Here is a 23,683-nt window from a genome sequence, read left to right on the forward strand (position 1 = left end):
ACCCTTTCAGGCAGTCGCTTCTTCTACCGTATTTTCAGCTGGAGCCATTTTGGCATCTGCCGGAAGCTTCATGAGCATTTTCAAAAGCCGCCCAAGCGTGTCAGGCAGTTTGTGCCGGTGAACGACCATATCGACCATGCCGTGCTCGTAGAGATATTCAGATGTCTGAAAGTCGTCGGGCAGTTTTTCACGAATGGTTTGCTCAATGACACGGCGGCCGGCAAAACCGATAACCGCACCGGGTTCAGCAATATGAATATCGCCCAGCATCGCATAAGAAGCCGTCACACCGCCTGTCGTCGGATTTGTCAGAACAACAATATACGGAAGTCCGGCTTCTTTGAGCATTTCAACGGCAACTGTCGTGCGCGGCAGCTGCATGAGGGAGAGAATACCCTCCTGCATGCGGGCTCCGCCGGAAGAGGGGAACATCACCAGAGGGCATTTTTCGGCAATCGCGCGTTCAAAGGCCTGGATGATAGCCTCCCCTGCCGCAGTTCCAAGAGAGCCGGCCATGAATTCAAACTCATGGATCACGGCAACCATCTTCAAACCATGCAGCTCGCCGACGCCAGCCACAATCGTGTCTTCTAAATCGGTTTTTGTACGCCCGTCCCGCAAACGGTCGGTATATTTCTTGGAATCGCGGAATTTCAGCGGGTCCTGCACCACTTTCGGCTGCGGCAGGAGTTCATAATTTCCCTCGCCAAAAAGCTGGTTGAGCCGCGCCATCGCCGGCATCTTCATATGGTAACCGGAGACGGGAATGACCCAGAGATTTTCCTCAAGGTCCTTATGAAAAACCATCTCGCCGGTTTCGGGGCACTTGATCCAGAGATTTTCGGGAACCTCCCTGCGGCCAAGCATGGAGTTGATTCTTGGACGGACGTAGTTGGTCAGCCAGTTCATCTGTTTCTTGCTCCTTGTGCCTTACTCGGCAGCAGCCATGCGCGCGGCCTTGACGCCGCTGGCAAGGCCACGAACGAAGGTCACGACGCTTTCAACCGTGTCTGCCGTTGCTTCGCCTTTTGCATTCAGACTGCCAGCCACCTGCGCAACGATTGCGGTACCAACAACAACGCCATCAGCGTTGGCGCCGATCAGGCGGGCATGTTCGGCTGTCTTGACGCCAAATCCGACGCAAACCGGCAATTCGGTGTGTTTCTTGATGCGGGCGACCGCCCCACCGATCAATGATGGGTCCGGCAGCGCAGATCCCGTAATACCATTCATGGAGACGTAATAAACGAAGCCAGAGGTGTTTTCGAGCACCTTCGGCAGGCGTTTTTCGTCGGTGGTCGGTGTAGCCAAGCGAATGAAATTGATACCTTTTTCCAGCGCTGGAACGCAAAGTTCGTCGTCCATTTCGGCAGGCAGGTCGACCACGATCAAACCATCGATACCGGCTTCCAACGCTGTCTGCAGGAACCGGTCCACACCGTAAACATAGATCGGATTATAATAACCCATCATGACGATTGGGGTATCCTGATCGCTCTCACGGAAGCGGCGCGCCATATCAAGCGTCTTTTCGAGCGTCTGGCCGCCCGCCAGTGCGCGCTGGCCTGCAAGCTGGATGGCAGGGCCATCGGCCATCGGATCCGAGAAGGGCATACCCAATTCGATCACGTCGGCACCGGCGCCAGGAAGCGCCTTCATGATGGCAAGTGACGTATCAAAATCCGGGTCGCCACCCATGAAATAGGTCACCAGCGCCGGACGGCCTTCCGCCTTCAATGCGGCGAAGCGTTTTTCCATACGTTCAGTCATGCGTTTTCACCAAGTCCCATGCCCAAAATCTTGCCAACCGTGAAGATGTCCTTGTCGCCGCGGCCGGACAGGTTCATCACGATAACCTGGTCCTTGCGCATTTTCGGCGCGCGCTTGATCACTTCAGCGATGGCGTGGGCCGGTTCGAGTGCGGGAATGATGCCTTCGAGCTTTGTCAAAAGCTGGAAGGCTTCGAGCGCTTCATCATCCATGATCGGAACATATTCGGCACGACCGGAATCAGCCAGCCAGGAATGTTCAGGCCCGATGCCCGGATAATCCAGACCTGCCGAGATAGAGTGGCCTTCCTTGATCTGTCCGTCACGATCCTGGAGGAGATAGGTACGGTTGCCATGCAAGACCCCCGGCGCACCGGCTGTGATGGAGGCACAGTGTTCTTCACCCGACAGACCCTTGCCGCCGGCTTCGACGCCAACGATCTGAACACCTTCATCATCGAGGAAGGGGTGGAAAATACCGATAGCGTTGGAGCCGCCGCCGACAGCCGCGATCACCATATCGGGCAGCTTGCCTTCTGCTTCGAGGATTTGTTCGCGCGTTTCCTGGCCTATCACGGCCTGGAAATCACGCACCAGCTCCGGATAGGGGTGCGGACCGGCAGCCGTGCCAATCAGGTAATAGGTGTCGTCAACATTGGTGACCCAGTCGCGCAAAGCCTCGTTCATCGCGTCCTTGAGCGTACCATGGCCGGAAGTCACCGGCTTGACCTCGGCACCCAGCAGCTTCATGCGGAAGACATTCGGAGCCTGCCGCTCCACGTCCGTCGCGCCCATATAGACCACGCAAGGGAAACCAAAGCGCGCGGCCACCGTGGCCGAAGCAACACCGTGCTGACCCGCACCGGTTTCAGCGATGATGCGCGTCTTGCCCATGCGCTTGGCGAGCAGAATCTGGCCAATGCAGTTGTTGATCTTGTGCGAACCGGTGTGGTTCAGCTCTTCGCGCTTGAAATAGATCTTTGCGCCGCCGAGATGCTCCGTCAGACGTTCCGCATAATAAAGCGGGCTCGGACGACCGATATAGTGCTTTCCGAGCGCTTTCAGTTCCGCCTGAAACTCCGGATCTTTCTTGGCCTTTTCCCACTCGTTTTCAAGATCGAGAATTAGCGGCATCAGCGTTTCGGCCACAAAGCGACCACCGTAGATACCAAAGCGTCCGTCTTCGTCCGGTCCCGACCGGAATGTGTTCGGTTTGGGCGTTTCGTTCACATTCAACTCCGTCTGCTAAATCCGCGCTGCCGCGATTGCCGTCTGCGCGGCCTCAAAGAAAGCTTCAATCTTTGCAATATCCTTGACGCCGGGAGCGCTTTCCACGCCTGATGATACGTCAATTCCCGTGCACCGTGTCAACTTAATGGCATCGGCGACATTATCTTTATTGAGACCACCCGAAAGCATGTAATCGAGGTTCTCGTCAAGCGCATCGAGAAGCCCCCAGTCAAAGGCAATGCCATTACCGCCCGGAAGGGTTGATCCGGCAGGCGCTTTCGCATCCAGAAGAAAGCGGTCGGCAATACATTCGTAAGCACCCAGCTTTTTCAGGTCTTCGCTTGTGCTGATGGAAAAGGCTTTCATCACCGGCAGGCCATAGACTGCTTTCACATTCAGGACACGGTCGGGGCTTTCATTTCCATGCAGCTGAAGAATATCCGGTTTTAAGAGCGCAACGATCTCATCAAGATCGTCGTTTTCCGCGTTGACCGTTACGGCGACCACCTTGGCGCGGTCACGGGCTATATCCGCTAGCTTTGCGGCGTCAGCAGGTTCTATGTTTCGCGGGCTTTTGGGAAAGAAAATGAAGCCAATATGCGACGCACCCAAATCAACGGCGCGCGCCACCGTTTCGGGTGTTTTCAATCCGCAGATCTTGATCGAAAAGGTCATGGCGCTCGCAGTCGCACGAAAAGCCGCAAGAGTCGAGCTAAAATGCGTCTTTGGCTGTTTCGTTTGCTCGAGTTGGAGAGGTTTCAGTTAAAATCGACGGCGTGAAGCGCAGAGCCGTTTTGTTTCAGCCAGGCTTTGGCCCGATCCGTTGCGGGACACAGCTTGCGGCAGAGAGCCCAAAACTTTGGCCCATGGTTCATTTCGCTCAGATGCGCTACCTCATGGGCCGCAAGGTAATCGATGACAAAAGGTGGTGCCATCACGATGCGCCAGGAAAAATTCAGCCGGCCGTCATGCGTGCATGAACCCCAGCGGCTTTTGGTATCCTTATAGGAGATCGACTGAACGCGCTTGCCGCTGGCTGCAGCATGCAAGGCGACGAGGCGTTCCAGATCTGCCCTTGCCTCCTTTTTGAGGAAATCACGAATACGCCGCTGCAAATGCTCTGGCGCTCCCCCGACAAAGAGGACCCGGCGACCGCCAAGCTCGCCGGTTTGGGTTACGCCCCTAAGCTTGCCTGTTCTGACAATCTGATATTTCTCGCCGCGGATCGTCACCGTGCTACCGTCGGCCAAACCTTCATCCTGCGGCAGCTTTTCAAACTTGCTGGTCAGCCAGAGATGATTTCTGTGAAGGAAGTTATCCACTTCCTGGAAGGGAAGGTTGGGCGGGATTGTCATCTTCAGCGCCCGCCCGCCTGGCTCTATGCGCAAGGTCAACCGCGTTGCGCGTTTGTCGGTTTTCACCAGCAAAGGGACCTCACGCCCGGCCACAGCGACGGTCCGTCCGGTCGGACCCTGCGTATCAGGCTTTGTTGGCGAGGTGCGCTTCTTGAAAAACATAAGGGGACTGTTAGCCGATTCGACGTAAAAGTGCGCGTGCAAAAGACACGGCACCGACACAACATATTCAACTTTGACAGGGTTGGGCTTCAGGCCTTTTGCGGGCCTTGGTTACCACGATTTTGTCGACGCTTTTTGACAAAGCTTGCAAATTCTTCCCGATCCTTGGTGTCCTGCGGCTCTGCGGATGCCTTCGCATTCTTGGCCTTCATCTCTTCCAGCGTACGGCGTTCCCGTTCAATCTGGTCGAGTTCGTGCTTTCGTCGCTCACCGAAGTCTTCGCTGGCAGCCCTGCCAAAATGATAATCGCGGTGTTTTTCCGATCGCGGCGCTTTGCTGCGACGTTGTTTTCCCGATGCCCAGCGCTTCCCAAAGCTCATGTAAAATACCATGAGAAGGCCCAAGGGCCAGAAGATGATGAATCCGAATACCATCAGCGCGATGTTCAGCGGTGACCATCGTGGTTTTATCCAAGCCGTACGATTCATCAGACCTCACCTTAAGAAAACAAGGTCGCAGTCTGTGCTGCGACCTCGCATTGATGTGGTAAAGCTGTTCAACAGCTTCAAGGGACCACCTGCTTATTTCCCTGGCACGATAGGGCTTTCAGGCCCGCTTTCGTTATTTCTCTTTTCCGCCAAAGACGCCACGAACAACGCGGGCCGGCTTTTTCGCAGGCTTGGAAGCGCCTTTTGCAGCCGCTTTCGGATTTTCAGCCATGAAGCTCAGAATTCGCGGGGCGATTTCCTTGCGGAAACGGGAACCATTGAAAACGCCGTAATGGCCGACGTCTGGCTGCACATAGTGCGAACGCATGTTGTCCGGGATTGACGAGCAGAGCGATTGCGCTGCCTCTGTCTGGCCCACGCCGGAAATGTCGTCGTTTTCGCCTTCGACGGTCATCAACGCCACGGTCTTGATTTTCGAGGGGTCAACGCGTTGGCCACGGTGCATGTATTCGCCCCTGGGCAATGCATGCTGGATAAAGACCACATCGACCGTCTGCAGGTAGAATTCGGCTGTCAGATCCATGACGGCCAGATATTCATCGTAGAAATCGCGGTGCTTTTCGGCCGAATCGCCGTCATTTTTCACGAGATGGAAGAAGAAGTCCTTTTGTGCCGTCAGATGTCGGTCGAGGTTCATCGACATGAAGCCTGTCAACTGCAGAAAGCCCGGGTAAACAGGTCGCATGAAACCGGGCTGCGGCCAGGGAACCTGCATGATGACATTGTCCGCGAACCAATCGATCGATTTGTTCTGCGCCAATTCGTTGACGGCAGTCGGTTTGATACGCGTATCGATCGGACCGCCCATGAGTGTCATGGATGCCGGCGCGTCCGGATCACCGCGCTCTTCCATGACAGCGACTGCGGCCAAAACCGGAACCGACGGCTGGCAGACAGCCATGACATGGGTATCAGGACCGAGAAATTTGATCATTTCGATGACGTAATCCACGTAGTCGTCCAGATTGAACGTGCCTTCCGTGAGCGGCACCATGCGAGCATCAACCCAGTCGGTGATGTAGATTTCAGCCGACGGCAGCAGGGTTTCGACTGTACCGCGCAAAAGCGTGGCGTAATGCCCGGACATCGGAGCAACGAGCAAGATTTTCGGGTCCGGCTTGTGGCCAGGCGGCAAAACTCGTCCGAAATGTTTGAGATTGCAAAACGGTTTGGACCATACGGTCTTCTCGTGAACCGAGACCTCGACGCCATCAATTGTCGTCGTGTCCAGACCAAATTCAGGCTTGCCATAGCGGCGCGTGGTTCGCTCGAAGACCTCAAAACCTGCTGCAACCGCGCGGCCATAGGCTGTGTGCGAGAGAGGATTGAGAGGGTTTCGGTAAGCCATTCGCATCGCTTCGGCAGCTGTCCGCCAAGGTGCCATAACGGCATGATTTAATTCATAAAGCTGGTAAAACATGGAAGCTTATTCCTTGTTGCTTGCTGCGCGCGTCTGGATTTATGGGACGTTATTTTGCACTGCAGCACGAACGGCTAGATTACCACCTTTTTGCTGCGGAGCAATAATTTTCGGATAAACAATGTATCCAGTCTCGCCACGATGTTGGCAGCAGCATGCGCCTTTTAGCTGACCTGAAGCTGTCGCCAACGTCTTCCTTCCATCTCGATTAACCGGTCTGCAAACACAAAAAAGGGCCGCCTGGGCGACCCTTTTTGAGGACTTTCTTATCTCAGATATCCAGGTTTGCAACGCTGAGCGCATTTTCCTGGATGAAGTCACGACGCGGTTCAACTTCATCACCCATGAGACGGGTAAAGAGACCGTCTGCGTCCGTTGCATCGGAAATCTTCACCTGAAGCAGTGAGCGTGCATTCGGGTCGAGGGTGGTTTCCCAAAGCTGCTCGGCATTCATCTCGCCCAAGCCTTTATAGCGCTGCATCGCGATACCCTTGCGACCTGTGGCAAAGATGAGGTCCAGCAGTTCGCGCGGTCCGGACACGGGAATCCGCTCGTCTTTGCGCTGCAATGTGGGACGTTCGCCGTAAATTTCCTGCAGGCGATCGGTCATCTGGTTGATGTGGCGCGCATCCGCGGAGCCAATCAGACCCATATCGATGATTGCTGCCTCCTTGACGCCGCGAACCGTGCGTTCGAAAACAAGATTGCCCTGCTCGCCGACACTACCTTCCCAGCCGCGTTCGGTCTCCTCGGCAATCATATCCAAGCGGGCGGCCACCCTTGCGACAACCTCGCCAGCCTGCGTGCTGTTTTGAAGGCGTTCAGCATCGAGAGCGCCGGAAATGGCGGCCTGCTCAATAATCGAGCGGCTGTAGCGGGAATGCAGCCCGTCGACCAGATTGCGCAGACGCAAGGCGTCATTGATAACCTCCCGCAAATCCTGCCCCGTGCGAACCTCACCGCTTGCCAGTGCAAGCGACGTGTCCTCCAGGCCCGAATTGATGAGATAATCCTCAAGTGCCTTTTCGTTTTTCAGATACTGCGCCGACTTGCCGCGCGAAACCTTGTAGAGCGGCGGCTGCGCGATATAGAGGTGCCCGCGTTCGATCAGCTCTGGCATCTGGCGGAAGAAGAATGTCAAAAGCAGGGTTCTGATATGTGCACCGTCCACGTCAGCATCGGTCATGATGATGATCTTGTGATAGCGCAGCTTTTCCGGATTGAATTCATCCTTGCCGATGGACGTCCCAAGCGCCGTGATCAGCGTGCCAATTTCCTGGCTCGACAGCATCTTGTCGAAGCGTACACGCTCGACGTTCAGGATTTTACCACGCAGGGGCAAAATTGCCTGGGTCTCGCGCGACCGCCCCTGTTTTGCAGAACCGCCAGCGGAATCACCCTCGACGAGGAACAATTCCGACTTTGCCGGATCGCGCTCCGAGCAGTCGGCAAGCTTGCCCGGCAGCGACGAGATATCGAGGGCACCCTTGCGGCGGGTCAATTCACGGGCCTTGCGTGCTGCTTCGCGGGCAGCGGCGGCTTCCACGACCTTGCCCACCAGAATTTTCGCATCCGACGGATTTTCCTCCAGCCAGGTGTTAAGCGCCTCGTTCACAAGGCTTTCCACCACCGGACGCACTTCCGAGGAAACGAGCTTGTCCTTTGTCTGAGACGAAAACTTCGGATCCGGAACCTTGACGGAAAGAACGGCTGTCATGCCTTCCCGGCAGTCATCGCCGGTTAGCGAAACCTTTTCTTTCTTCAAAATGCCAGAGGATTCCGCATAGGAGGTGACCTGACGCGTCAGAGCGCCGCGGAAACCAGCCAAATGGGTTCCGCCATCACGCTGCGGAATGTTGTTGGTGAAGCAGAGGACATTTTCGTGATAGCTGTCGTTCCACCACATCGCCACTTCAACCGTAATGCCGTCCTTTTCGCCCTGGATGGCGATCGGCTTTTCGACAAGCGACTTCTTGGACCGGTCGAGATATCTGACGAAGGCTTCAAGCCCGCCTTCATACATCAATTCTTCCTGCTTGATATCGGAACGGCGGGCATCGGTGAGGAGAATGCGCACACCCGAATTGAGGAAGGCCAGTTCCCGCAGCCGATGTTCAAGCGTGTTGTAATCAAACTCTGTCATGGTGAAAGTTTGCGGGCTGGGCAGGAAGGTAACTTCCGTGCCTGAACGCCCCTCATATTCCCCGGTGATTTTCAGCGGACCATCGGCCACACCGTGGGTAAAACTCATCTCATGAACTTTGCCGTTGCGACGAATCTTGAGCGACAGTGAAACAGAAAGCGCGTTCACAACCGAAACGCCCACGCCGTGCAAACCACCCGAAACCTTGTAGGAATTCTGATCGAATTTGCCCCCGGCATGCAGCTGGGTCATGATCACTTCTGCGGCGGAAACGCCTTCTTCGGAGTGAATGTCGGTCGGAATGCCGCGACCGTTGTCGGTGACTGTCACAGAGCCATCGGGATTGAGCGTTACAGTCACGCGGTCGGCATGACCGGCAAGCGCTTCATCAATTGCATTGTCCACGACTTCGTAGACCATGTGATGCAAGCCAGAGCCATCGTCGGTGTCACCGATATACATGCCCGGCCGCTTGCGGACTGCATCCAGACCCTTCAACACTTTGATGGAATCAGCGCCGTATTCAGCACTGGTTTCGACTACAGGCGTGTCGCTCATATAATTCGTCTTTCATGACAAGCCGGCATTGATTTGCGGCTCACTTTCAGCGCAGGCGAATGCCGCCAAATGGCGCGAATCACCCAATCCAATCGGTAAGGACTATAGGGAAAATAATACCCTATTCCAAAGGTTGAAGCCCTTTTTCCCCGGAAACAAGGCTCTGTCCAAGGAGAATAGCACATATATCGTTGAACCCACAGATCAGCGTTACGGTGCCGCCTTCTTGCGTGCGCGTGCCTTGTCCAGAATGCTTACCATTTCCATCAGTTCTTCGCGCGTCAAATGGCGCATTTCTTCAGAAAGCCGATTGGCGAACATCGTATATTCCGCCTCAAGGCCGGACGTATCGACGACGATGCGCGGGTGCGACCGTGCGGCAATGTTCATGAGTTCTTCGGCATCATCCCAGATGACCCCGAAAAAGCCCGCCACGCGCTGGACGAAATCGAAAGAAGGCGCACCCCGATTTCCATGTTCAAGAGCGGACAGGTAAGCCGGCGAGACCCCGATTGCCTGTGCCATCTGCTTTTGCGAAATGCCGCGTTCCTTTCGCATGCGGCGCATCATCTCTCCAAATGGCGTCACGACGCGTCTCCGATTTTGCGTTTCAGGCGAACATAGAGCGCGCCCTCTCCGCCGTGGTTGCGCGCCGCCTGTTCGTAACCGGAAATCAGAAAGCGGAATTCGGGTTTCGAGAACCAAAGAGGCACCGCCCGCTTCAATGCTCCTTCGCTGCCGAGGGAAGAACCTTTGCCTGTGATGACAAGGACGTGGCGCATGCCCCGCTCGTGCGCATGGACGATAAACGAATGCAAAAGAGCATGGGCTTCGCTTTGCACCAGTCCGTGCAGATCGATGCGCGCTTCCAGCGCCAGGCGACCTTTCGAGATTTTCCGCTTCACCGGTTTTTCAATAGGGTGGTGTGTGCCGGATGGCTGCTGGCGGGTTGAAGGCAACGCCTCAACTTCAGAAGCACTGGTATCTAAACCACGCCGCTTGGCGACCGGCGTCTCGGGCGCCTCGCCGTTTAGAAGCTCTTCGAATTCGCCCAGCCTTTCCATCCGACCCGGCAGCGCACGAACGGAGCGGGCGACCTTGCCCCACAATATCCGGTCCTCATGGGACATGCCTTTTTTTGTCATGCCGAATGCCAAGTCTGGTTTCAATATCGAGCGGCCGCGGAACTCGGAAGGAAGACGTAAAAATCCGCTTCGTTCTTCACCGCTCCCGCGAGATCACCTGCCAAAGCGCCGCTCCCGGTAAAGATGTCGCCGCGTGCCGGCCCGACAATAGCCGATCCGGTATCGAGCGCCAACATCAGCCTGCGAAAAGGCTGACCCTGATCAAGCCTTGTCAGACTGTCGCTCGCGATAAAGAAGGGTGTGGCGAAGGTGTGGATCGTTCTGTCGACGGCCAGCGAACGACCGGCCGTCATCTGAACCTTGGCGGCCGCAATCGGTCCCAAATGTGGATCGCCCGCCGGCACATCGCGGAAGAAGATATAAGAGCGGTTATGCCAGTAGAGCTGATCAGCGCGCTCAGGATTGGACCGTAGCCACTGCCGGATTGAACCCATGGATATGTCTTCAGGCTTGATCTCGCCTTCGTCAACCAGCTTCTTTCCGATGGCTGAAAAGGCGTGTCCGGCTTTTGCTGCATAGGTGATGCGCTTAACGTTGCCATCCGGATAAACCAGACGTGCCGCACCTTGGATGTGGGCAAAGAAGACATCTTCCTTCGACCGCGCCCAAGCAATTTCCAGACCCCTGCCCTCGAGATAACCATTGTCGATGGCCTGGCGATCTGGATAGGGCGAAATCTGCCCATTCTTCAGAAGGCCAAATGCATAAGTTGCGTCCATCTCGAGCGGTCTATTGCTGTCATCAAGATCGATCAGGTCATCGGGCCTGCGATAAAATGGGTGTTTCCATTCATCATCCGGTTCGGCGCGGACCTCAACATCCGGCTCGTAGAAGGCCGTTACCAATCCACGGGTGCCATCAGACTTATTGATCTTGAACGGGGTAAAATGCGCTTCGAAGAATTGACGTGCCGCAGCTGCATCGCCGGATTCATGCGTCTCGGCAGCATTCATGGCCGGTAACAGATCTTCGGTCGAAACTCCCAAACTGCCAGTCTTGTAGTGCTTTTCTGCAAGCACATGTATTCGGCAACGCCGCAATGCGTCAATCAGTTCGCGCGGATTATCCGCTTGCCATCCGGGCAGGTCGGAAAATGAAACAGGCTGAAGCCGAAAGCCTGTTTCCATCAGTGTTCGGATGCCGTCGAGACCAGCTTCCAGTTCGGATCGCGCGAGCGTACATCACGGGCAAATGTCCAAATATCACGAACTTCTGCGACTTCTTCGGCATCGCCCTCAACCAGCTTGCCATCACGATCGTAAGTAGCGGAGATCAGCTGACTGATGATTCGAACGGTGACATTCGCCTGTGCATCCTCAATGCCTGCCGTCATCATGTCAGCCTTTTCGATGCCGACGAAATTGGATTTTACAACTTCACCGCGCTCCTCGCGTTCCTTGATTGCCTGTTCAAAACCTTCGTAAACGTCTGGCGAAAGCAGGTTGCGGAGCGTCGCGCGGTCGCCATCGGCAAAAGCCATCACGATCATCTCGTAGGCCATACCGGCACCCTTCATGAACTCCTTCGGATTAAAGGAAGGATCAGCATCAATCAGCTTGCGGATACCGGCATTGAGTTCGGTTCCCGGTTTGGCGAATTCATCGGCAAGAACGTAGGGGTTTAACTCCTCACCATTGCCCTCTCCGCGCGGCAGCGTGACGACAGCCTCTTCGGACTTTGTCTGGGCGGTGCGTTCATTGACGGCATAGGGGTCAAAGCGCGGCTTTTCATTTCCGGTTCGGCGACCAAGCACATTGCGCAGCTGAAGAAAAATCAGCACCGCCGCGACCAGAAAGAAGAGTGTTACAAAATCATTCACGCCCATTTTGCCCGTTACCGTTTCAAAATCACCTTACCATACCCATATAGTCGTCGATACAAGACGATTCAAATATTCGCGCTTCCAACTGCTAGAAAAATCATCAGGAATGGTTGATGGCGGTTTCATCCAGCGCAAAGGAGACCAGAGGTGCGGTTCTCGTTCATTCCGTTTTTCCTTCTCATCATGCCGGTTCTGGAGATTTCGGTCTTCATTCTGGTTGGCCAATATATTGGTCTTCTGCCGACATTGGGGCTCATTCTGCTGACGGCACTCTTGGGCTCTATTCTGCTTCGTGTGCAAGGCCTTTCCATACTCCAGCGCCTGGCGGCAGAAAATGAAGCAGGTCGAATGCCTGGCCGTGAGCTTGTGCATGGCGGCATGATCGTCATTGCGGGCATTCTTCTTCTGACACCGGGCTTTGTGACCGACACGCTCGGCTTTCTCCTTTTTGTTCCCGCGGTGAGGGATGCAGCCTGGCGTTTTTTGAAGTCGCGCCTGCGGTTCACCTTCGCCTCAACAAGCTTCCACTCGCAATATGAAGAAAGAGACGAGAAAGACCACCGCCCGCCGACCGCCGGCGTCATTGATCTTGACGAGGACGACTACCATCGTGAGCCTGACCCAAAGTCGCCCTGGAATAATTAGGCTGTGGCTTCCCGCTTTGCGGAAGGGTTGTAAGCAACAGGGGGAAATGGTAGACCGCACCAAATTTTTTCGTTTTTTTCCGAAGGAGCAGGCCTGATGGCGGACGAAGTCAAAACGAACGGAAACGGCGCTAATGCGCAGCAACAGCCAAGTCTCAATATTCTTGCGCAATACATCAAGGACCTTTCGTTCGAAAATCCTGGCGCGCCGCAATCTCTTCAGGCTCGCGAGAAAGCCCCTGAAATCAACATCAATGTAAACGTCAATGCGAACCCGCTTTCGGGCAACGATTTTGATGTTCTCCTGACGCTTTCCGCAACGGCCAAGGATGGCGACAAGACGCTCTTCCAGGTCGAACTGGTTTACGGCGGTGTCTTCCGCGTTGCCGGGTTCCCGCAGGAGCACATGCTGCCGGTTCTGTTTATCGAATGCCCGCGGCTTCTTTTCCCCTTCGCCCGTCAGATCATTGCAGATGCTACCCGCAATGGTGGCTTTCCGCCGCTGCTCGTCGATCCGATCGACTTCGGTCAGATGTTCCAGCAGCGCATGGCTGAGGAACAGGCCAAGGCCAAGGTTCAGGCTGCCAACAACTGATTTTCAGTTGAGATGAAATGACGACTAACCCGGGTTCGCACCCGGGTTTTTTATTACAATCCGTATTTTGCCCAGATGGCCTTTTCGCCCAATTCAGCCAGCATGGCCTGATGGGCTTCCTTCTCCGCCTCCGTGACGCGTGGAGTAAGTGGTCGCGGGCGGGCTTTCGGATTGAGCGAGATGTGTCCGATTTCAGACGTCTCCTCACTTTCGGCAGGGCCTCCAAAACCCAGTGCTGCCTGCCGGCCGCCGGTCATTTCGATATAGACTTCAGCCAGAAGTTCGGAGTCGAGAAGCGCGCCGTGTTTCGTGCGGTGGGAGTTGTCTATTCCGTAGCGTCGGCAAAGTGCATCCAGAGAGTTTGGCCCCATCGGGTGTTTGCGTCTGGCCATGGCCAGCGTATCGACCACGAGCGAATCCGAGATTGCCGGGAGGCCGAGACGGGCAAACTCGTTGTTGATGAAACCCATGTCGAAGGTTGCATTATGGGCCACCCATTTGGCACCCTGGAAGAAGTCGAGGATGTCCTGCGCAACATCGGCGAAGAGCGGCTTGTCCTTCAAAAAATCATCAGTGATGCCGTGGACTGCCAGTGCATCAGGATGAACCTTGCGTTCCCCCGGGTTGATATAGAGATGAAGCGTGCGGCCTGTCGGAAAGTGATTGTCGAGTTCCAATCCGCCGATTTCGATGATCCGGTCTTCCTTATTGTCGAGGCCGGTCGTTTCCGTATCGAAGATGATTTCGCGCATGTCAGTTTGTCCTTTGTGTGCGCAGCTCGGCAATGACACGGCGAACCTCGTCGCGCGCATGGTCCATGCCAAGGCCGGTGTCGATCACAAAATCTGCGCGCGCCCGCTTTTCGCTATCGGGTGTCTGGCGCGACTTGATCATCTGGAATTTTCCTTCCGTCATGCCGGGGCGGGCAAGAACCCGCTCGCGTTGGATCGCCTCATCGCAGCTGACAACGACCACCACGTCCACCCGTTCATGGCCGCCGGTTTCGAAGAGCAGCGGAATGTCGGCGACAACCATATCGGCACCGGCCTCCTCTGCACTCTTGAAAAAGGCCAACTCCTTTTCTCTGACGAGAGGATGAACGATCTTTTCGAGTTGTTGAAAGCCATCAGGATTTTTTGCCAGAGCGGCAGAGAGCGCTTGGCGGTCGACCTGTCCATTAACGGTGGTGCCGGGAAACGCTGTCTCAATCGGTCCCACGGCTTCATTTTTGTAGAGTTCATGCACCACGGCGTCCGCGTCGTTAACGGGAATGCCCTCGTCACGAAACATCTGGGCCGTGGTCGATTTTCCCATGCCGATGGAACCCGTGAGCCCGATTCTGATCATGCATGTTTCTCCATATCGGCGATGACAATGTTTCGCAGCTCGGCATCAACTGACGGTCTTTTTCCGAACCATTTTTCAAAACCGGGCACGGCCTGATGCAATAGCATTCCGAGACCATCGACCGTTGCCAGTCCCTGTTCTTCAGCCTGTTTGAGAAAGCTGGTCTTGAGCGGTACGTAAACAATGTCCGTCACCAGTGCGCCCGCGGCCATGGATGTGAAATCGATTTTAGGGACATCCTGATCGTTCATGCTGAGGGATGTCGTATTGACGAAGAGGCCTGCCTCTTTCATCAGCTCATCGAGTGCATCCAAGGGATGGGCAAAGACAGACTGACCAAAATGATCGCTCAACTCCCTGGCCCGTTCCACCGTGCGGTTGAGGACATGAATTTCAGAAAAGCCGCGATTGCGGATTGCCTGAACGACAGCTCGGCTCGCGCCGCCCGCACCATAAATGATGGCCGTTTTCTGGTCCGCCCATCCGGGATAGTTGGCATCGAGATTGGCGGAAAATCCGTAGCTGTCCGTGTTCGTCACATGCAGCCGTCCGTCTTCCATCCAGAGCGTATTGGCGGCACCTATCTCTTCGGCCAGCGGATCCAGGACGTCGGCCAGGCGGCAGATCGCTTCCTTGTGGGGGATCGTGAAATTTCCACCGGCGAACGGCTCCTCGCCTGAACGTATTTTTGCAATGAAGTCTGGAAGAGCATCCGGGCTCACTTCCCTGGTGATATAAGTCCCCTCCATACCAAATCTGGAAAGCCAGTAATTATGGATGAGCGGTGAGCGGGAGTGCTTGATCGGAAAGCCAGCGACGAAGGCTTTTGTTAAACATGTTTCACGTGAATCACGCATCGATTGCTCCCAGTTCGCGCAAAGCTGACAACAGGGGCAACATCGGCATGCCGATGATGGTGAAGTAATCACCTTCTATTTTTTCAAACAGGCGTATACCCAGTCCCTCGAATTGGTATGCTCCAACCGAGCCGAGAACACCCTCACCAGCTTCTTCGAGGTAAGTGTCTATCTCACGCTCGGTGAATGTTCTGAATGTCATGCTCGCTCTTGAAACGTGTTTGGTCAGAACCGCATTATGTCTGACGATGACAAAGGCACTATCAAGAAGATGTTCACGTCCCGACATTTGCAGAAGCCTCTCTCTCGCTTCTGCCATGGTGGTGCATTTATGGAATATATCCCTGCCCATCGACAGAACCTGATCGGAACCGATGGTGAGCGCATCAGGATTTTTCACTGAGACATCCCGCGCCTTCGCTTCTGCGAGCGCCAAGGCAATATCCTGAGGGCCACTGCCGGCCGCGGCAAGAGGTGCTTCAACCTGGCGCTCGTCGATGCCTGCCGGGATAGCGTCAAAGGTGAACCCTGCATTGGAAAGAAGAGCCTTGCGAAAGGGCGAACCAGAGGCGAGAATCAATTTCATCGGTGCTTTATCTCCTGCCACCGAAATAGCGCGGCACAAGCGCTATGCCAATACGGGGCTTTGCAGCAAAGCTGCGACTCGCTTTATTGCTCGCGCTATTGAAACGAGGTCCAAGAGTCGAGTCGAAAGAATCTCTTCTCCCCGTTTTCCTTCGCAGTCTGTTGATATTGGGGGACAGGCCCTGTGGACGAATCTCACGCACAGGGCGGGGTGTGCATATTCGATTACTTATCCACAAAACGGATTTCCGGGAGTGTTTTTTGCCGGTGTTGTGAATAGTGTGGAGAACTCTCAGTTGTTAATCGTGCGTTAAGAATTTTCCACAGATAGAGAAGGCCGGATTTTCGCGTTAACGGTTTGTTAAATTTTCAAAAATCAGACCGGATTCACATTTTCCACGATCGTGCATTTTGAAAAGCCGCTTTTGCGGATTGAATTCCCTGCCTGCGGCAAAACCGTGGGATTGATTTTAATCCTTGATCCTCACCGACTCTAAGAAATAGAAGCCTTATAAATATCTTTTCTATTTTATTGGGAGCAGCCATTGGCTTCTGCGCAGGAACGAAAGATTCTCCAGGTTCTCGAAGGGAAAACGGTTTCACCTCCACCGATCTGGTTGATGAGACAGGCAGGACGGTATCTTCCGGAATATCGGCAGACACGTGAGAAGGCAGGAAGCTTTCTCAATCTTTGCTACACACCGGACTTTGCTGTTGAGGTGACACTTCAACCCATCCGTCGTTATGGCTTTGATGCTGCTATTCTGTTTTCAGATATTCTCGTCATTCCCGATGCGATGAAGCGCAATGTGCGTTTTGAAGAGGGACGTGGTCCGCTTCTCGATCCGATCGACGAAGCGGGGATTGCCGATCTCGAGGCTGCGATGGATATGGCACATCTCGATCCGGTGATGGAAACTGTCCGGCGTTTGCGGGCCGAGCTTCCTCATGAGACCACGCTCCTCGGATTTTGTGGTGCACCCTGGACGATTGCGACCTATATGATCGCCGGTCATGGCACACCGGATCAGGCCCCTGCCCGTCTGTTCGCCTATAAGTCCCCTGAGGTTTTTCTGAAACTCCTCGATTATCTTGCAGATGTCTCCGCCGATTATCTGATCCGGCAGATTGATGCAGGTGCCGACGCGGTTCAGATTTTTGATTCCTGGGCCGGTGTACTGGGTGAGGTCGAGTTTGATGCTTTCGCCGTAAAGCCTGTGCGCCGGATGGTGGACCGGATCCGTGCGGCTCGCCCTGGCGCCAAGATCATCGCCTTTGCGAAGGGTGCGGGTCTCTTGTTGCGGGATTATCGCGCCGGCACGGATGCGGACGCAATCGGGCTTGATTGGTCCGTTCCGCTTTCCTTTGCTGCCGAGCTGCAGAAAGAAGGTCCGATACAGGGTAACCTCGACCCGATGCGGGTCGTGGCTGGAGAGACAGCGCTTGACGAGGGTATCGATCGCATCCTCTCTGTCTTGAGCAATGGACCGCTGATCTTCAATCTCGGTCATGGCATCACGCCGCAGGCGGATCCCGATAATGTAACCCGTCTTGTCAATCGTGTTCGGGGTCGGTGAGGTTCTTCATGGCGGGAGGCAAGTCGGACGGTGGTTCCAAGGCGGGGATCAGGGCAGCGGTTGCGCTCACGCTTTTTCTTCTTGTGGGTTTTGCGCTTTATGTGGCTGACGAACAGTCCCGTTATCTCTGGATGAAATCTCTGCATGTGATTGCCGTGATTTCCTGGATGGCGGGCCTCTTTTATATGCCGCGGCTTTTCATCTATCACACCGGAGCAGCAGTTGGCAGTGAGGCCTCGGAAACGTTCAAAGTCATGGAACGGCGTTTGATGACTGTGATCATGTGGCCGGCCATGGTTCTGAGCTGGGTCTTTGGTCTGTGGATGGCCTGGTTTGTCTTTGGCTTTCAGGGCGGATGGCTGCATATGAAGATCGCGGCAGTTGTTCTTTTGACAGTCGCCCATGTCCATCAGGCGAGATCAGTCCGTGCTTTCCACAACGATGAACGTTTGCACAGTGAGCGCTACTGGCGATTGATGAACGAGGTTCCAACGGTCCTGATGATCGTGATCGTCGTGCTGGTCATCGTCAAACCGTTTGGCTGATTTTACGAAGTTCTGATTAGGCTCTTGCACAAGCGCGCGGGAATCGCTATTTTCCGCGCAACCTTCTTTACGGGCGGATATTCTTGTCCACGGATCGCTTTCTTCAAAAGCTTATCCCAGTCGTTGGCCCGTTTTCCCTACAAACATAAAGTGCGATTTTATGGCTGAAATGAAGCTGCAGGACCTCAAGAACAAGACACCAACCGATCTTCTGGCATTTGCCGAATCGCTGGAGGTCGAAAATGCCAGCGTGATGCGCAAACAGGAATTGATGTTTGCCATTTTGAAAGAGCTGGCGAGCCAGGATGTCGAGATTATCGGCGAAGGCGTTGTCGAGGTTCTTCAGGACGGGTTTGGATTTCTGCGTTCTGCGAATGCGAATTATCTTCCAGGTCCCGATGATATTTATATCTCTCCCTCGCAGATCCGCCGCTTTTCCCTGAAGACGGGCGATACGGTGGAAGGGCCTATTCGTGGACCGAAGGAAGGTGAACGCTATTTTGCGCTTCTCAAGGTCAATTCGATCAATTTCGAAGATCCGGAAAATATCCGCCACAAGGTGCACTTCGATAACCTGACACCGCTCTATCCAGACCAGCGGTTCAAGATGGAAATCGACAATCCCACCACGAAGGATATGTCGGCGCGCGTGATCGATCTCGTCGCACCCCTCGGCAAAGGGCAGCGTGGTCTGATTGTTGCACCGCCGAGAACCGGTAAAACCGTTCTTCTGCAGAACATTGCACATTCCATCACGGCCAACCATCCAGAGTGCTATCTGATCGTTCTTCTGATCGACGAGCGCCCCGAAGAAGTGACTGATATGCAGCGATCGGTGCGCGGCGAAGTGATTTCATCAACGTTCGATGAGCCGGCGACCCGTCACGTTCAGGTCGCCGAAATGGTGATCGAAAAGGCCAAGCGTCTGGTGGAACATGGCCGGGATGTTGTTATCCTTCTCGATTCCATTACGCGTCTTGGCCGCGCCTATAACACGGTCGTTCCCTCTTCCGGTAAGGTTCTGACCGGTGGTGTTGATGCCAATGCATTGCAGCGGCCAAAGCGTTTCTTTGGCGCGGCGCGTAATATTGAAGAAGGCGGTTCGCTAACCATTATTGCAACCGCACTGATCGATACCGGTAGCCGCATGGACGAAGTGATCTTCGAAGAGTTCAAGGGTACCGGCAACTCCGAAATCGTGCTTGATCGCAAGGTGGCTGACAAGCGTAACTTCCCTGCGATGGATATTCTGAAATCCGGGACGCGCAAGGAAGACCTGCTTGTGCCGCGTCAGGATCTCCAGAAGATATTTGTTCTTCGCCGGATTCTTGCGCCTATGGGTACGACAGATGCTATTGAATTCCTTATCGATAAGCTGAAACAGACGAAAAATAATGCAGAATTCTTCGATTCTATGAACACCTGATAATTAGCCGGATTCACAGTCGGAAATTGATCAAGGGGACCATTGGTGTCCCCTTTTCTTTGATTTTCGTGACATTTTATGGCGTTGTATTTGAGACATGTGCCGTTTGGGAATGACACAGTGAGTTACCAGGATACGATTTACGCGCTCTCCAGCGGCGGCTTACCGTCAGGTGTTGCCACTATTCGTATTTCTGGGCCTTTGGCGAAAGAGGCTTGCCTGCGCGTCAGTGGTCGGGTTCCGTCGCCGAGAAACGCAAGTTATTTGCCGTTGCGCGATGCCGAAGGCCAGCTGCTGGACCGCGGACTTGTTATGTATTTCCCCGGACCTGCCTCTTTCACAGGCGAAGACTCTGTGGAGTTTCAGGTTCACGGAAGCCGTGCAGTGGTATCCGCCATTCTTGCACAGCTGGGGTCCTTCTCGGGTTTCAGGTTGGCGGAAGCCGGAGAATTCTCCCGGCGCGCTTTTGAAAACGGCAAACTTGATCTGGTCGAGATAGAGGGCCTGGGCGAACTCATCAATGCCGACACGCAGGCCCAGCGAAAGCAAGCGCTGCGTTTTGCCGAGGGCGGAGCGTCCGCGCGTTATCAATCGTGGATGGAGACGTTATCCTTTGCCCGCGCGATGATCGAGGCGGAGCTCGATTTTTCTGATGAAGGTGATATTCCAGGTGCGGTATCTGACCAGATTTGGCCGCAGCTTGAAACTCTGCTGGAAGAAATGAACGAGTCGCTGGCCGGCCTTCACGTTCATGAAATCGTTCGTGAAGGATTTCGCGTTGTTATTGTGGGCCCGCCCAATGTTGGCAAGTCGAGCTTGCTGAACCATCTTGCCAAGCGCGATGTTGCTATCGTGACCGATATCGCTGGCACGACCCGCGATGTTATCGCGGTTGATCTCGATCTTGGTGGTGTCAAGATTTGTCTTGTGGACACTGCCGGGATTCGTGATACAGAAGACCCGGTTGAACGGGCGGGTATTGAACGCACGTCGCGGGAACTGGACAAAGCAGATTTGGTTCTGGTTTTAGACAGTGGCGAAGCAGACGGTGTTCTGCAACTGCATGCCGATGTCGAGACATTACGCGTTCGCACAAAGGTGGATCTTGACCGTGACGTTTCGTTAGGAGGATATGACCTCGCTATCTCCGTGAAGACGGGTGATGGTGTCGATTCGCTGCTGGAACGAATTCAATCTGTCGCTGCGCGATATTCGCAGGCCAGCGAAGGCTCAATTGTTCTCAACCAACGACATAAAGAGCATGTCGAAAATTCGGTGCGTTTTCTGGCTGCGGCCCTCACGCAGAAGGGCGAAGGTCTAGAGTTGACCGCAGAATATTTACGAAATGCGGCTGATGAGTTGGGTCGAATTACAGGTGTGGTGAGCGCCGATGCTCTACTCGGCGTCATTTTTTCGAAGTTTTGCGTGGGCAAGTAGAAAAGCCAAGGGCAAATTTCGATTCGGTACCGGAGCGATTTATGAAGCAAGATTATGATGTGATCGTTATTGGCGGTGGGCATGCGGGCTGCGAAGCGGCGAGTGCTTCGGCGCGCGCCGGCGCACGAACAGCGCTCATTACGCAGAAAATCGCCTCGATTGGCATGATGTCGTGCAATCCAGCCATTGGCGGTTTGGGCAAGGGTCACCTTGTGCGGGAGATTGATGCGCTTGATGGTTTAATGGGGCGTGTTGCTGACAAAGCCGGGATACAGTTCCGGCTTTTGAACCGCAAGAAGGGTCCGGCGGTTCGTGGCCCTAGAACGCAAGCCGACCGAAAGCTCTACCGCGAAGAGATGCAGCGGCTGATTTTGGAAACACCAAATCTCGAGGTTCTTGAGGGAGAGGTGTTCGACATCCACATTTCAAACGGTATGGTTACGGGCGTTGTGTTGTCGGATGGCCGAGCGTTTCGATGCAGCAGCGTTGTGGTGACGACTGGTACGTTCCTGAGAGGAATGATTCACATCGGTAACGAAAGATACCCTGCAGGTCGCATGGGGGAAGGCCCCAGTGTCGTGCTCTCGAATACCTTTTCCAGGCTCGGCCTGCGTCTCGGCCGCTTGAAAACGGGCACGCCGGCACGTTTGGATGGTCGAACCATCGAGTGGGATAAAATCGGGAAACAGGAAGCCGATTCGGACCCGCAACCATTTTCGTTTATGACCGACATGATTACAACGCCGCAAATCGCATGCGGTGTTACGCGGACGACACCGGAAACGCATCGCATCATACGCGAGAATATCCATCTTTCTGCGATGTATTCGGGACAAATTGAAGGGGTTGGGCCGCGCTATTGTCCATCCATCGAAGATAAGATTGTGCGCTTTGGAGATCGCGACGGGCACCAGGTCTTTTTGGAGCCGGAAGGCCTTGATGACCATACTGTCTATCCCAATGGCATTTCCACTTCACTTCCCGTTTCCGTTCAGCAGCAGTATATACGATCCATTCCCGGGCTTGAGGCTGTTGAAATTCTGCAACCCGGCTATGCCATCGAATACGATCACATTGATCCACGTGAACTTGATTCCACGTTGAATCTCAAGAAAGTCAATGGGTTATACCTCGCTGGTCAGATTAATGGAACCACAGGCTACGAGGAGGCGGGCGCGCAGGGTCTGGTCGCTGGATTGAACGCAGCACGGTTCTCCGGGGGGCAAAAGGGCGTTATCTTCAGTCGCTCGGAATCCTATATCGGCGTTATGATTGATGATCTGACGTCCTTTGGGGTGACAGAGCCTTACAGGATGTTCACCTCGCGCGCCGAATTCCGTCTCTACCTCAGGGCTGACAATGCTGATGTGAGGCTCACGCCGCGCGCAATACAGTTGGGAATTGCCAATTCGGATCGCGTCGCCCGGTTCACTCAGTTCCAGGAGGAATTGAGTCGCATCCGTAACGTGTTGCAGAATGTGAGCGTATCACCGAGTGAAGCATCCAAGTTGGGTATCAGGATTAACCAAGACGGAATCCGGCGTAGCGCCTTCGATCTTCTATCATTCCCGGACGTGAATCTAGATGCTCTTCGTCCCGTTCTTCCGGACGTGGGCGATATTCGTCCTGTCGTGCTGGATGCGGTCGAAATCGAGGCATCTTATGCTGTCTATATTGAGAGACAGAAGTCCGATGTTCTTGAGCTCCAACGAGACGAACGTTTGGAGATTTCAGAAGAGTTTGACTATTCACGTCTTTCAGGCCTTTCGAACGAGTTGCTGCAAAAGCTGAAAACAATTCAGCCCCGTAATGTGGCGCAGGCGAAGAAGATTGAAGGTATGACCCCTGCCGCATTGGCACTCATTGCTGCCTGGATCAAGCGGGATCGCCGGCAGCACACTGAGGCGGCTTAAGATGTCCAGGGACTTGAATGCTATCGGCTTGCGTGTTTCACGTGAAACGATGGAGCGCTTGCATCTATTTTGCGATCTTTTTCAGAAGTGGGCAAAAGCGATCAATCTCGTGGCGCCGTCAACACTCGGTGACATGTGGTCCCGGCATGTTCTGGACAGCGCTCAGGTATACGCGCTTAATAAAGGTCCGAATATGTGGTTGGATCTGGGCAGTGGTGGCGGATTTCCGGGTGTCGTGACCGCTATTCTGTTGGCCGAATCCTCTGAAGGTTGGGTTCACCTCATTGAGAGCAATCATAAGAAGGCGTCGTTTCTTCGGACAGCGCTCCGCGAAACGGGCGCAAGAGGGTCTGTTCATCCGCTGCGGATAGAAGATGCGTCCAGCGAATTTCCCAAATGTGATGCAATCTCTGCACGCGCTCTGGCTGATTTGCCTCAACTGCTTCAGTTTTCTTCTCCCTGGATGTCTGCTGGCACGCAGACAAGAGCTTTTTTTCATAAAGGGCGGGATTACATGTTGGAAGTTGAAAAAGCGCGTGGCGAATGGTCTTTTGATTTGGTAGTACATAAGAGCGCAGTCGAAGCAGATTCCTGCGTGCTTGAAATCTCGAACGTGTCGAGACTGACCCATCAACGGTGAGAAC

General features: G+C 54.4%; 24 protein-coding genes. 8 read left to right on the forward strand and 16 right to left on the reverse strand.

Features of this window, described 5'->3' with window-relative positions:
* Positions 1-6: 6 nt before the first annotated feature.
* From accD to NHF56_RS17405, 12 genes are all read right to left on the reverse strand, one after another.
* On the reverse strand, positions 7-909 hold the full coding sequence (gene accD, locus NHF56_RS17350) for an acetyl-CoA carboxylase, carboxyltransferase subunit beta (protein WP_252806889.1): 903 nt from the start codon (positions 907-909) through the stop codon (positions 7-9).
* Positions 910-930: 21 nt separating this feature from the next.
* Positions 931-1,770, reverse strand: a complete 840-nt coding sequence (gene trpA, locus NHF56_RS17355) for a tryptophan synthase subunit alpha (protein WP_252806891.1) — start codon at positions 1,768-1,770, stop codon at positions 931-933.
* Positions 1,767-2,999 carry a tryptophan synthase subunit beta gene (gene trpB / locus NHF56_RS17360; RefSeq protein ID WP_252806893.1) on the reverse strand — a complete coding sequence of 411 codons (1,233 nt, stop codon included), beginning with the start codon at positions 2,997-2,999 and terminating at the stop codon, positions 1,767-1,769. The genes trpA and trpB overlap by 4 nt, the downstream gene beginning before the upstream one ends.
* 15 nt (positions 3,000-3,014) lie before the next feature.
* The gene (locus NHF56_RS17365; protein ID WP_252806895.1) at positions 3,015-3,674 is read right to left on the reverse strand and encodes a phosphoribosylanthranilate isomerase; all 660 of its coding nucleotides are present in this window, start codon (positions 3,672-3,674) and stop codon (positions 3,015-3,017) included.
* Positions 3,675-3,757: 83 nt separating this feature from the next.
* Positions 3,758-4,516, reverse strand: coding sequence for a M48 family metallopeptidase (locus NHF56_RS17370; RefSeq protein ID WP_252806898.1), 759 nt, complete (start codon positions 4,514-4,516; stop codon positions 3,758-3,760).
* An 89-nt stretch (positions 4,517-4,605) separates the two neighbouring features.
* Positions 4,606-5,004, reverse strand: coding sequence for a DUF2852 domain-containing protein (locus tag NHF56_RS17375; RefSeq protein WP_252806900.1), 399 nt, complete (start codon positions 5,002-5,004; stop codon positions 4,606-4,608).
* Between the two features lie 133 nt (positions 5,005-5,137).
* Positions 5,138-6,445 (reverse strand): polyhydroxyalkanoate depolymerase, encoded by a 1,308-nt coding sequence (locus NHF56_RS17380; protein WP_252806904.1) that lies wholly within the window; start codon positions 6,443-6,445, stop codon positions 5,138-5,140.
* A 271-nt stretch (positions 6,446-6,716) separates the two neighbouring features.
* Positions 6,717-9,146, reverse strand: coding sequence for a DNA topoisomerase (ATP-hydrolyzing) subunit B (gene gyrB, locus NHF56_RS17385; protein WP_252806906.1), 2,430 nt, complete (start codon positions 9,144-9,146; stop codon positions 6,717-6,719).
* Between the two features lie 210 nt (positions 9,147-9,356).
* Entirely contained in the window at positions 9,357-9,734 is a 378-nt protein-coding gene (locus NHF56_RS17390; protein ID WP_252806908.1) for a helix-turn-helix domain-containing protein, read from the reverse strand.
* Positions 9,731-10,291 (reverse strand): Smr/MutS family protein, encoded by a 561-nt coding sequence (locus tag NHF56_RS17395; protein WP_252806910.1) that lies wholly within the window; start codon positions 10,289-10,291, stop codon positions 9,731-9,733. The genes NHF56_RS17390 and NHF56_RS17395 overlap by 4 nt, the downstream gene beginning before the upstream one ends.
* A gap of 20 nt (positions 10,292-10,311) precedes the next feature.
* Entirely contained in the window at positions 10,312-11,418 is a 1,107-nt protein-coding gene (locus tag NHF56_RS17400) for a murein transglycosylase A (protein WP_252806912.1), read from the reverse strand.
* Positions 11,418-12,116, reverse strand: coding sequence for a Tim44/TimA family putative adaptor protein (locus tag NHF56_RS17405; RefSeq protein ID WP_252806914.1), 699 nt, complete (start codon positions 12,114-12,116; stop codon positions 11,418-11,420). The genes NHF56_RS17400 and NHF56_RS17405 overlap by 1 nt, the downstream gene beginning before the upstream one ends.
* Positions 12,117-12,260: 144 nt before the next feature.
* Here NHF56_RS17405 and NHF56_RS17410 point away from each other — a divergent pair, with 144 nt between their 5' ends.
* Positions 12,261-12,758, forward strand: a complete 498-nt coding sequence (locus tag NHF56_RS17410) for an FxsA family protein (protein ID WP_252806916.1) — start codon at positions 12,261-12,263, stop codon at positions 12,756-12,758.
* A 96-nt stretch (positions 12,759-12,854) separates the two neighbouring features.
* Positions 12,855-13,352: a protein-export chaperone SecB gene (secB, locus tag NHF56_RS17415; RefSeq protein WP_252806918.1), complete on the forward strand. Its 498-nt coding sequence runs from the start codon at positions 12,855-12,857 to the stop codon at positions 13,350-13,352.
* Positions 13,353-13,405: 53 nt separating this feature from the next.
* Here secB and dnaQ read toward each other — a convergent pair whose 3' ends face one another.
* The 4 genes from dnaQ to NHF56_RS17435 are packed head-to-tail and all read right to left on the reverse strand — an operon-like array spanning position 13,406 to position 16,142.
* Positions 13,406-14,104 (reverse strand): DNA polymerase III subunit epsilon, encoded by a 699-nt coding sequence (dnaQ, locus tag NHF56_RS17420; protein WP_252806920.1) that lies wholly within the window; start codon positions 14,102-14,104, stop codon positions 13,406-13,408.
* Position 14,105: 1 nt separating this feature from the next.
* Positions 14,106-14,699: a dephospho-CoA kinase gene (gene coaE / locus NHF56_RS17425; protein ID WP_252806922.1), complete on the reverse strand. Its 594-nt coding sequence runs from the start codon at positions 14,697-14,699 to the stop codon at positions 14,106-14,108.
* Complete coding sequence (locus tag NHF56_RS17430; RefSeq protein ID WP_252806924.1) at positions 14,696-15,556, reverse strand: shikimate dehydrogenase; 861 nt, start codon at positions 15,554-15,556, stop codon at positions 14,696-14,698. The genes coaE and NHF56_RS17430 overlap by 4 nt, the downstream gene beginning before the upstream one ends.
* Entirely contained in the window at positions 15,549-16,142 is a 594-nt protein-coding gene (locus NHF56_RS17435) for a Maf-like protein (RefSeq protein ID WP_252807340.1), read from the reverse strand. The genes NHF56_RS17430 and NHF56_RS17435 overlap by 8 nt, the downstream gene beginning before the upstream one ends.
* Positions 16,143-16,686: 544 nt before the next feature.
* Here NHF56_RS17435 and hemE point away from each other — a divergent pair.
* The 6 genes from hemE to rsmG all read left to right on the forward strand — a co-directional run bounded on the left by hemE (position 16,687) and on the right by rsmG (position 23,679).
* Positions 16,687-17,718 carry a uroporphyrinogen decarboxylase gene (gene hemE, locus NHF56_RS17440; protein WP_256995427.1) on the forward strand — a complete coding sequence of 344 codons (1,032 nt, stop codon included), beginning with the start codon at positions 16,687-16,689 and terminating at the stop codon, positions 17,716-17,718.
* Positions 17,719-17,726: 8 nt separating this feature from the next.
* Positions 17,727-18,263 carry a protoporphyrinogen oxidase HemJ gene (hemJ, locus tag NHF56_RS17445; protein WP_252806928.1) on the forward strand — a complete coding sequence of 179 codons (537 nt, stop codon included), beginning with the start codon at positions 17,727-17,729 and terminating at the stop codon, positions 18,261-18,263.
* Positions 18,264-18,423: 160 nt separating this feature from the next.
* Positions 18,424-19,689 carry a transcription termination factor Rho gene (gene rho / locus NHF56_RS17450; RefSeq protein ID WP_252806930.1) on the forward strand — a complete coding sequence of 422 codons (1,266 nt, stop codon included), beginning with the start codon at positions 18,424-18,426 and terminating at the stop codon, positions 19,687-19,689.
* A gap of 78 nt (positions 19,690-19,767) precedes the next feature.
* On the forward strand, positions 19,768-21,126 hold the full coding sequence (gene mnmE / locus NHF56_RS17455) for a tRNA uridine-5-carboxymethylaminomethyl(34) synthesis GTPase MnmE (protein ID WP_252806932.1): 1,359 nt from the start codon (positions 19,768-19,770) through the stop codon (positions 21,124-21,126).
* Between the two features lie 41 nt (positions 21,127-21,167).
* Positions 21,168-23,039: a tRNA uridine-5-carboxymethylaminomethyl(34) synthesis enzyme MnmG gene (gene mnmG / locus NHF56_RS17460; protein WP_252806934.1), complete on the forward strand. Its 1,872-nt coding sequence runs from the start codon at positions 21,168-21,170 to the stop codon at positions 23,037-23,039.
* A 13-nt stretch (positions 23,040-23,052) separates the two neighbouring features.
* Complete coding sequence (rsmG, locus tag NHF56_RS17465; protein ID WP_373456339.1) at positions 23,053-23,679, forward strand: 16S rRNA (guanine(527)-N(7))-methyltransferase RsmG; 627 nt, start codon at positions 23,053-23,055, stop codon at positions 23,677-23,679.
* Positions 23,680-23,683: the final 4 nt, after the last annotated feature.

Origin of the sequence: Rhizobium sp. L1K21 (assembly GCF_024055895.1) — a bacterium.
Lineage (GTDB): Bacteria > Pseudomonadota > Alphaproteobacteria > Rhizobiales > Rhizobiaceae > Ensifer_A.

Excerpts from the sequence above, each read along its gene's own strand:
- NHF56_RS17370 (WP_252806898.1), bottom strand. The coding sequence starts at position 4,516 with ATGTTTTTCAAGAAGCGCACCTCGCCAACAAAGCCTGATACGCAGGGT.
- rho (WP_252806930.1), top strand. The coding sequence starts at position 18,424 with ATGGCTGAAATGAAGCTGCAGGACCTCAAGAACAAGACACCAACCGAT.
- accD (WP_252806889.1), bottom strand. The coding sequence starts at position 909 with ATGAACTGGCTGACCAACTACGTCCGTCCAAGAATCAACTCCATGCTT.
- NHF56_RS17380 (WP_252806904.1), bottom strand. The coding sequence starts at position 6,445 with ATGTTTTACCAGCTTTATGAATTAAATCATGCCGTTATGGCACCTTGG.
- NHF56_RS17375 (WP_252806900.1), bottom strand. The coding sequence starts at position 5,004 with ATGAATCGTACGGCTTGGATAAAACCACGATGGTCACCGCTGAACATC.
- NHF56_RS17400 (WP_252806912.1), bottom strand. The coding sequence starts at position 11,418 with ATGGAAACAGGCTTTCGGCTTCAGCCTGTTTCATTTTCCGACCTGCCC.
- mnmG (WP_252806934.1), top strand. The coding sequence starts at position 21,168 with ATGAAGCAAGATTATGATGTGATCGTTATTGGCGGTGGGCATGCGGGC.
- mnmE (WP_252806932.1), top strand. The coding sequence starts at position 19,768 with ATGGCGTTGTATTTGAGACATGTGCCGTTTGGGAATGACACAGTGAGT.
- NHF56_RS17435 (WP_252807340.1), bottom strand. The coding sequence starts at position 16,142 with ATGAAATTGATTCTCGCCTCTGGTTCGCCCTTTCGCAAGGCTCTTCTT.
- hemJ (WP_252806928.1), top strand. The coding sequence starts at position 17,727 with ATGGCGGGAGGCAAGTCGGACGGTGGTTCCAAGGCGGGGATCAGGGCA.
- NHF56_RS17405 (WP_252806914.1), bottom strand. The coding sequence starts at position 12,116 with ATGGGCGTGAATGATTTTGTAACACTCTTCTTTCTGGTCGCGGCGGTG.
- gyrB (WP_252806906.1), bottom strand. The coding sequence starts at position 9,146 with ATGAGCGACACGCCTGTAGTCGAAACCAGTGCTGAATACGGCGCTGAT.
- dnaQ (WP_252806920.1), bottom strand. The coding sequence starts at position 14,104 with ATGCGCGAAATCATCTTCGATACGGAAACGACCGGCCTCGACAATAAG.
- NHF56_RS17365 (WP_252806895.1), bottom strand. The coding sequence starts at position 3,674 with ATGACCTTTTCGATCAAGATCTGCGGATTGAAAACACCCGAAACGGTG.
- NHF56_RS17395 (WP_252806910.1), bottom strand. The coding sequence starts at position 10,291 with ATGACAAAAAAAGGCATGTCCCATGAGGACCGGATATTGTGGGGCAAG.
- coaE (WP_252806922.1), bottom strand. The coding sequence starts at position 14,699 with ATGATCAGAATCGGGCTCACGGGTTCCATCGGCATGGGAAAATCGACC.
- trpA (WP_252806891.1), bottom strand. The coding sequence starts at position 1,770 with ATGACTGAACGTATGGAAAAACGCTTCGCCGCATTGAAGGCGGAAGGC.
- secB (WP_252806918.1), top strand. The coding sequence starts at position 12,855 with ATGGCGGACGAAGTCAAAACGAACGGAAACGGCGCTAATGCGCAGCAA.
- NHF56_RS17430 (WP_252806924.1), bottom strand. The coding sequence starts at position 15,556 with ATGCGTGATTCACGTGAAACATGTTTAACAAAAGCCTTCGTCGCTGGC.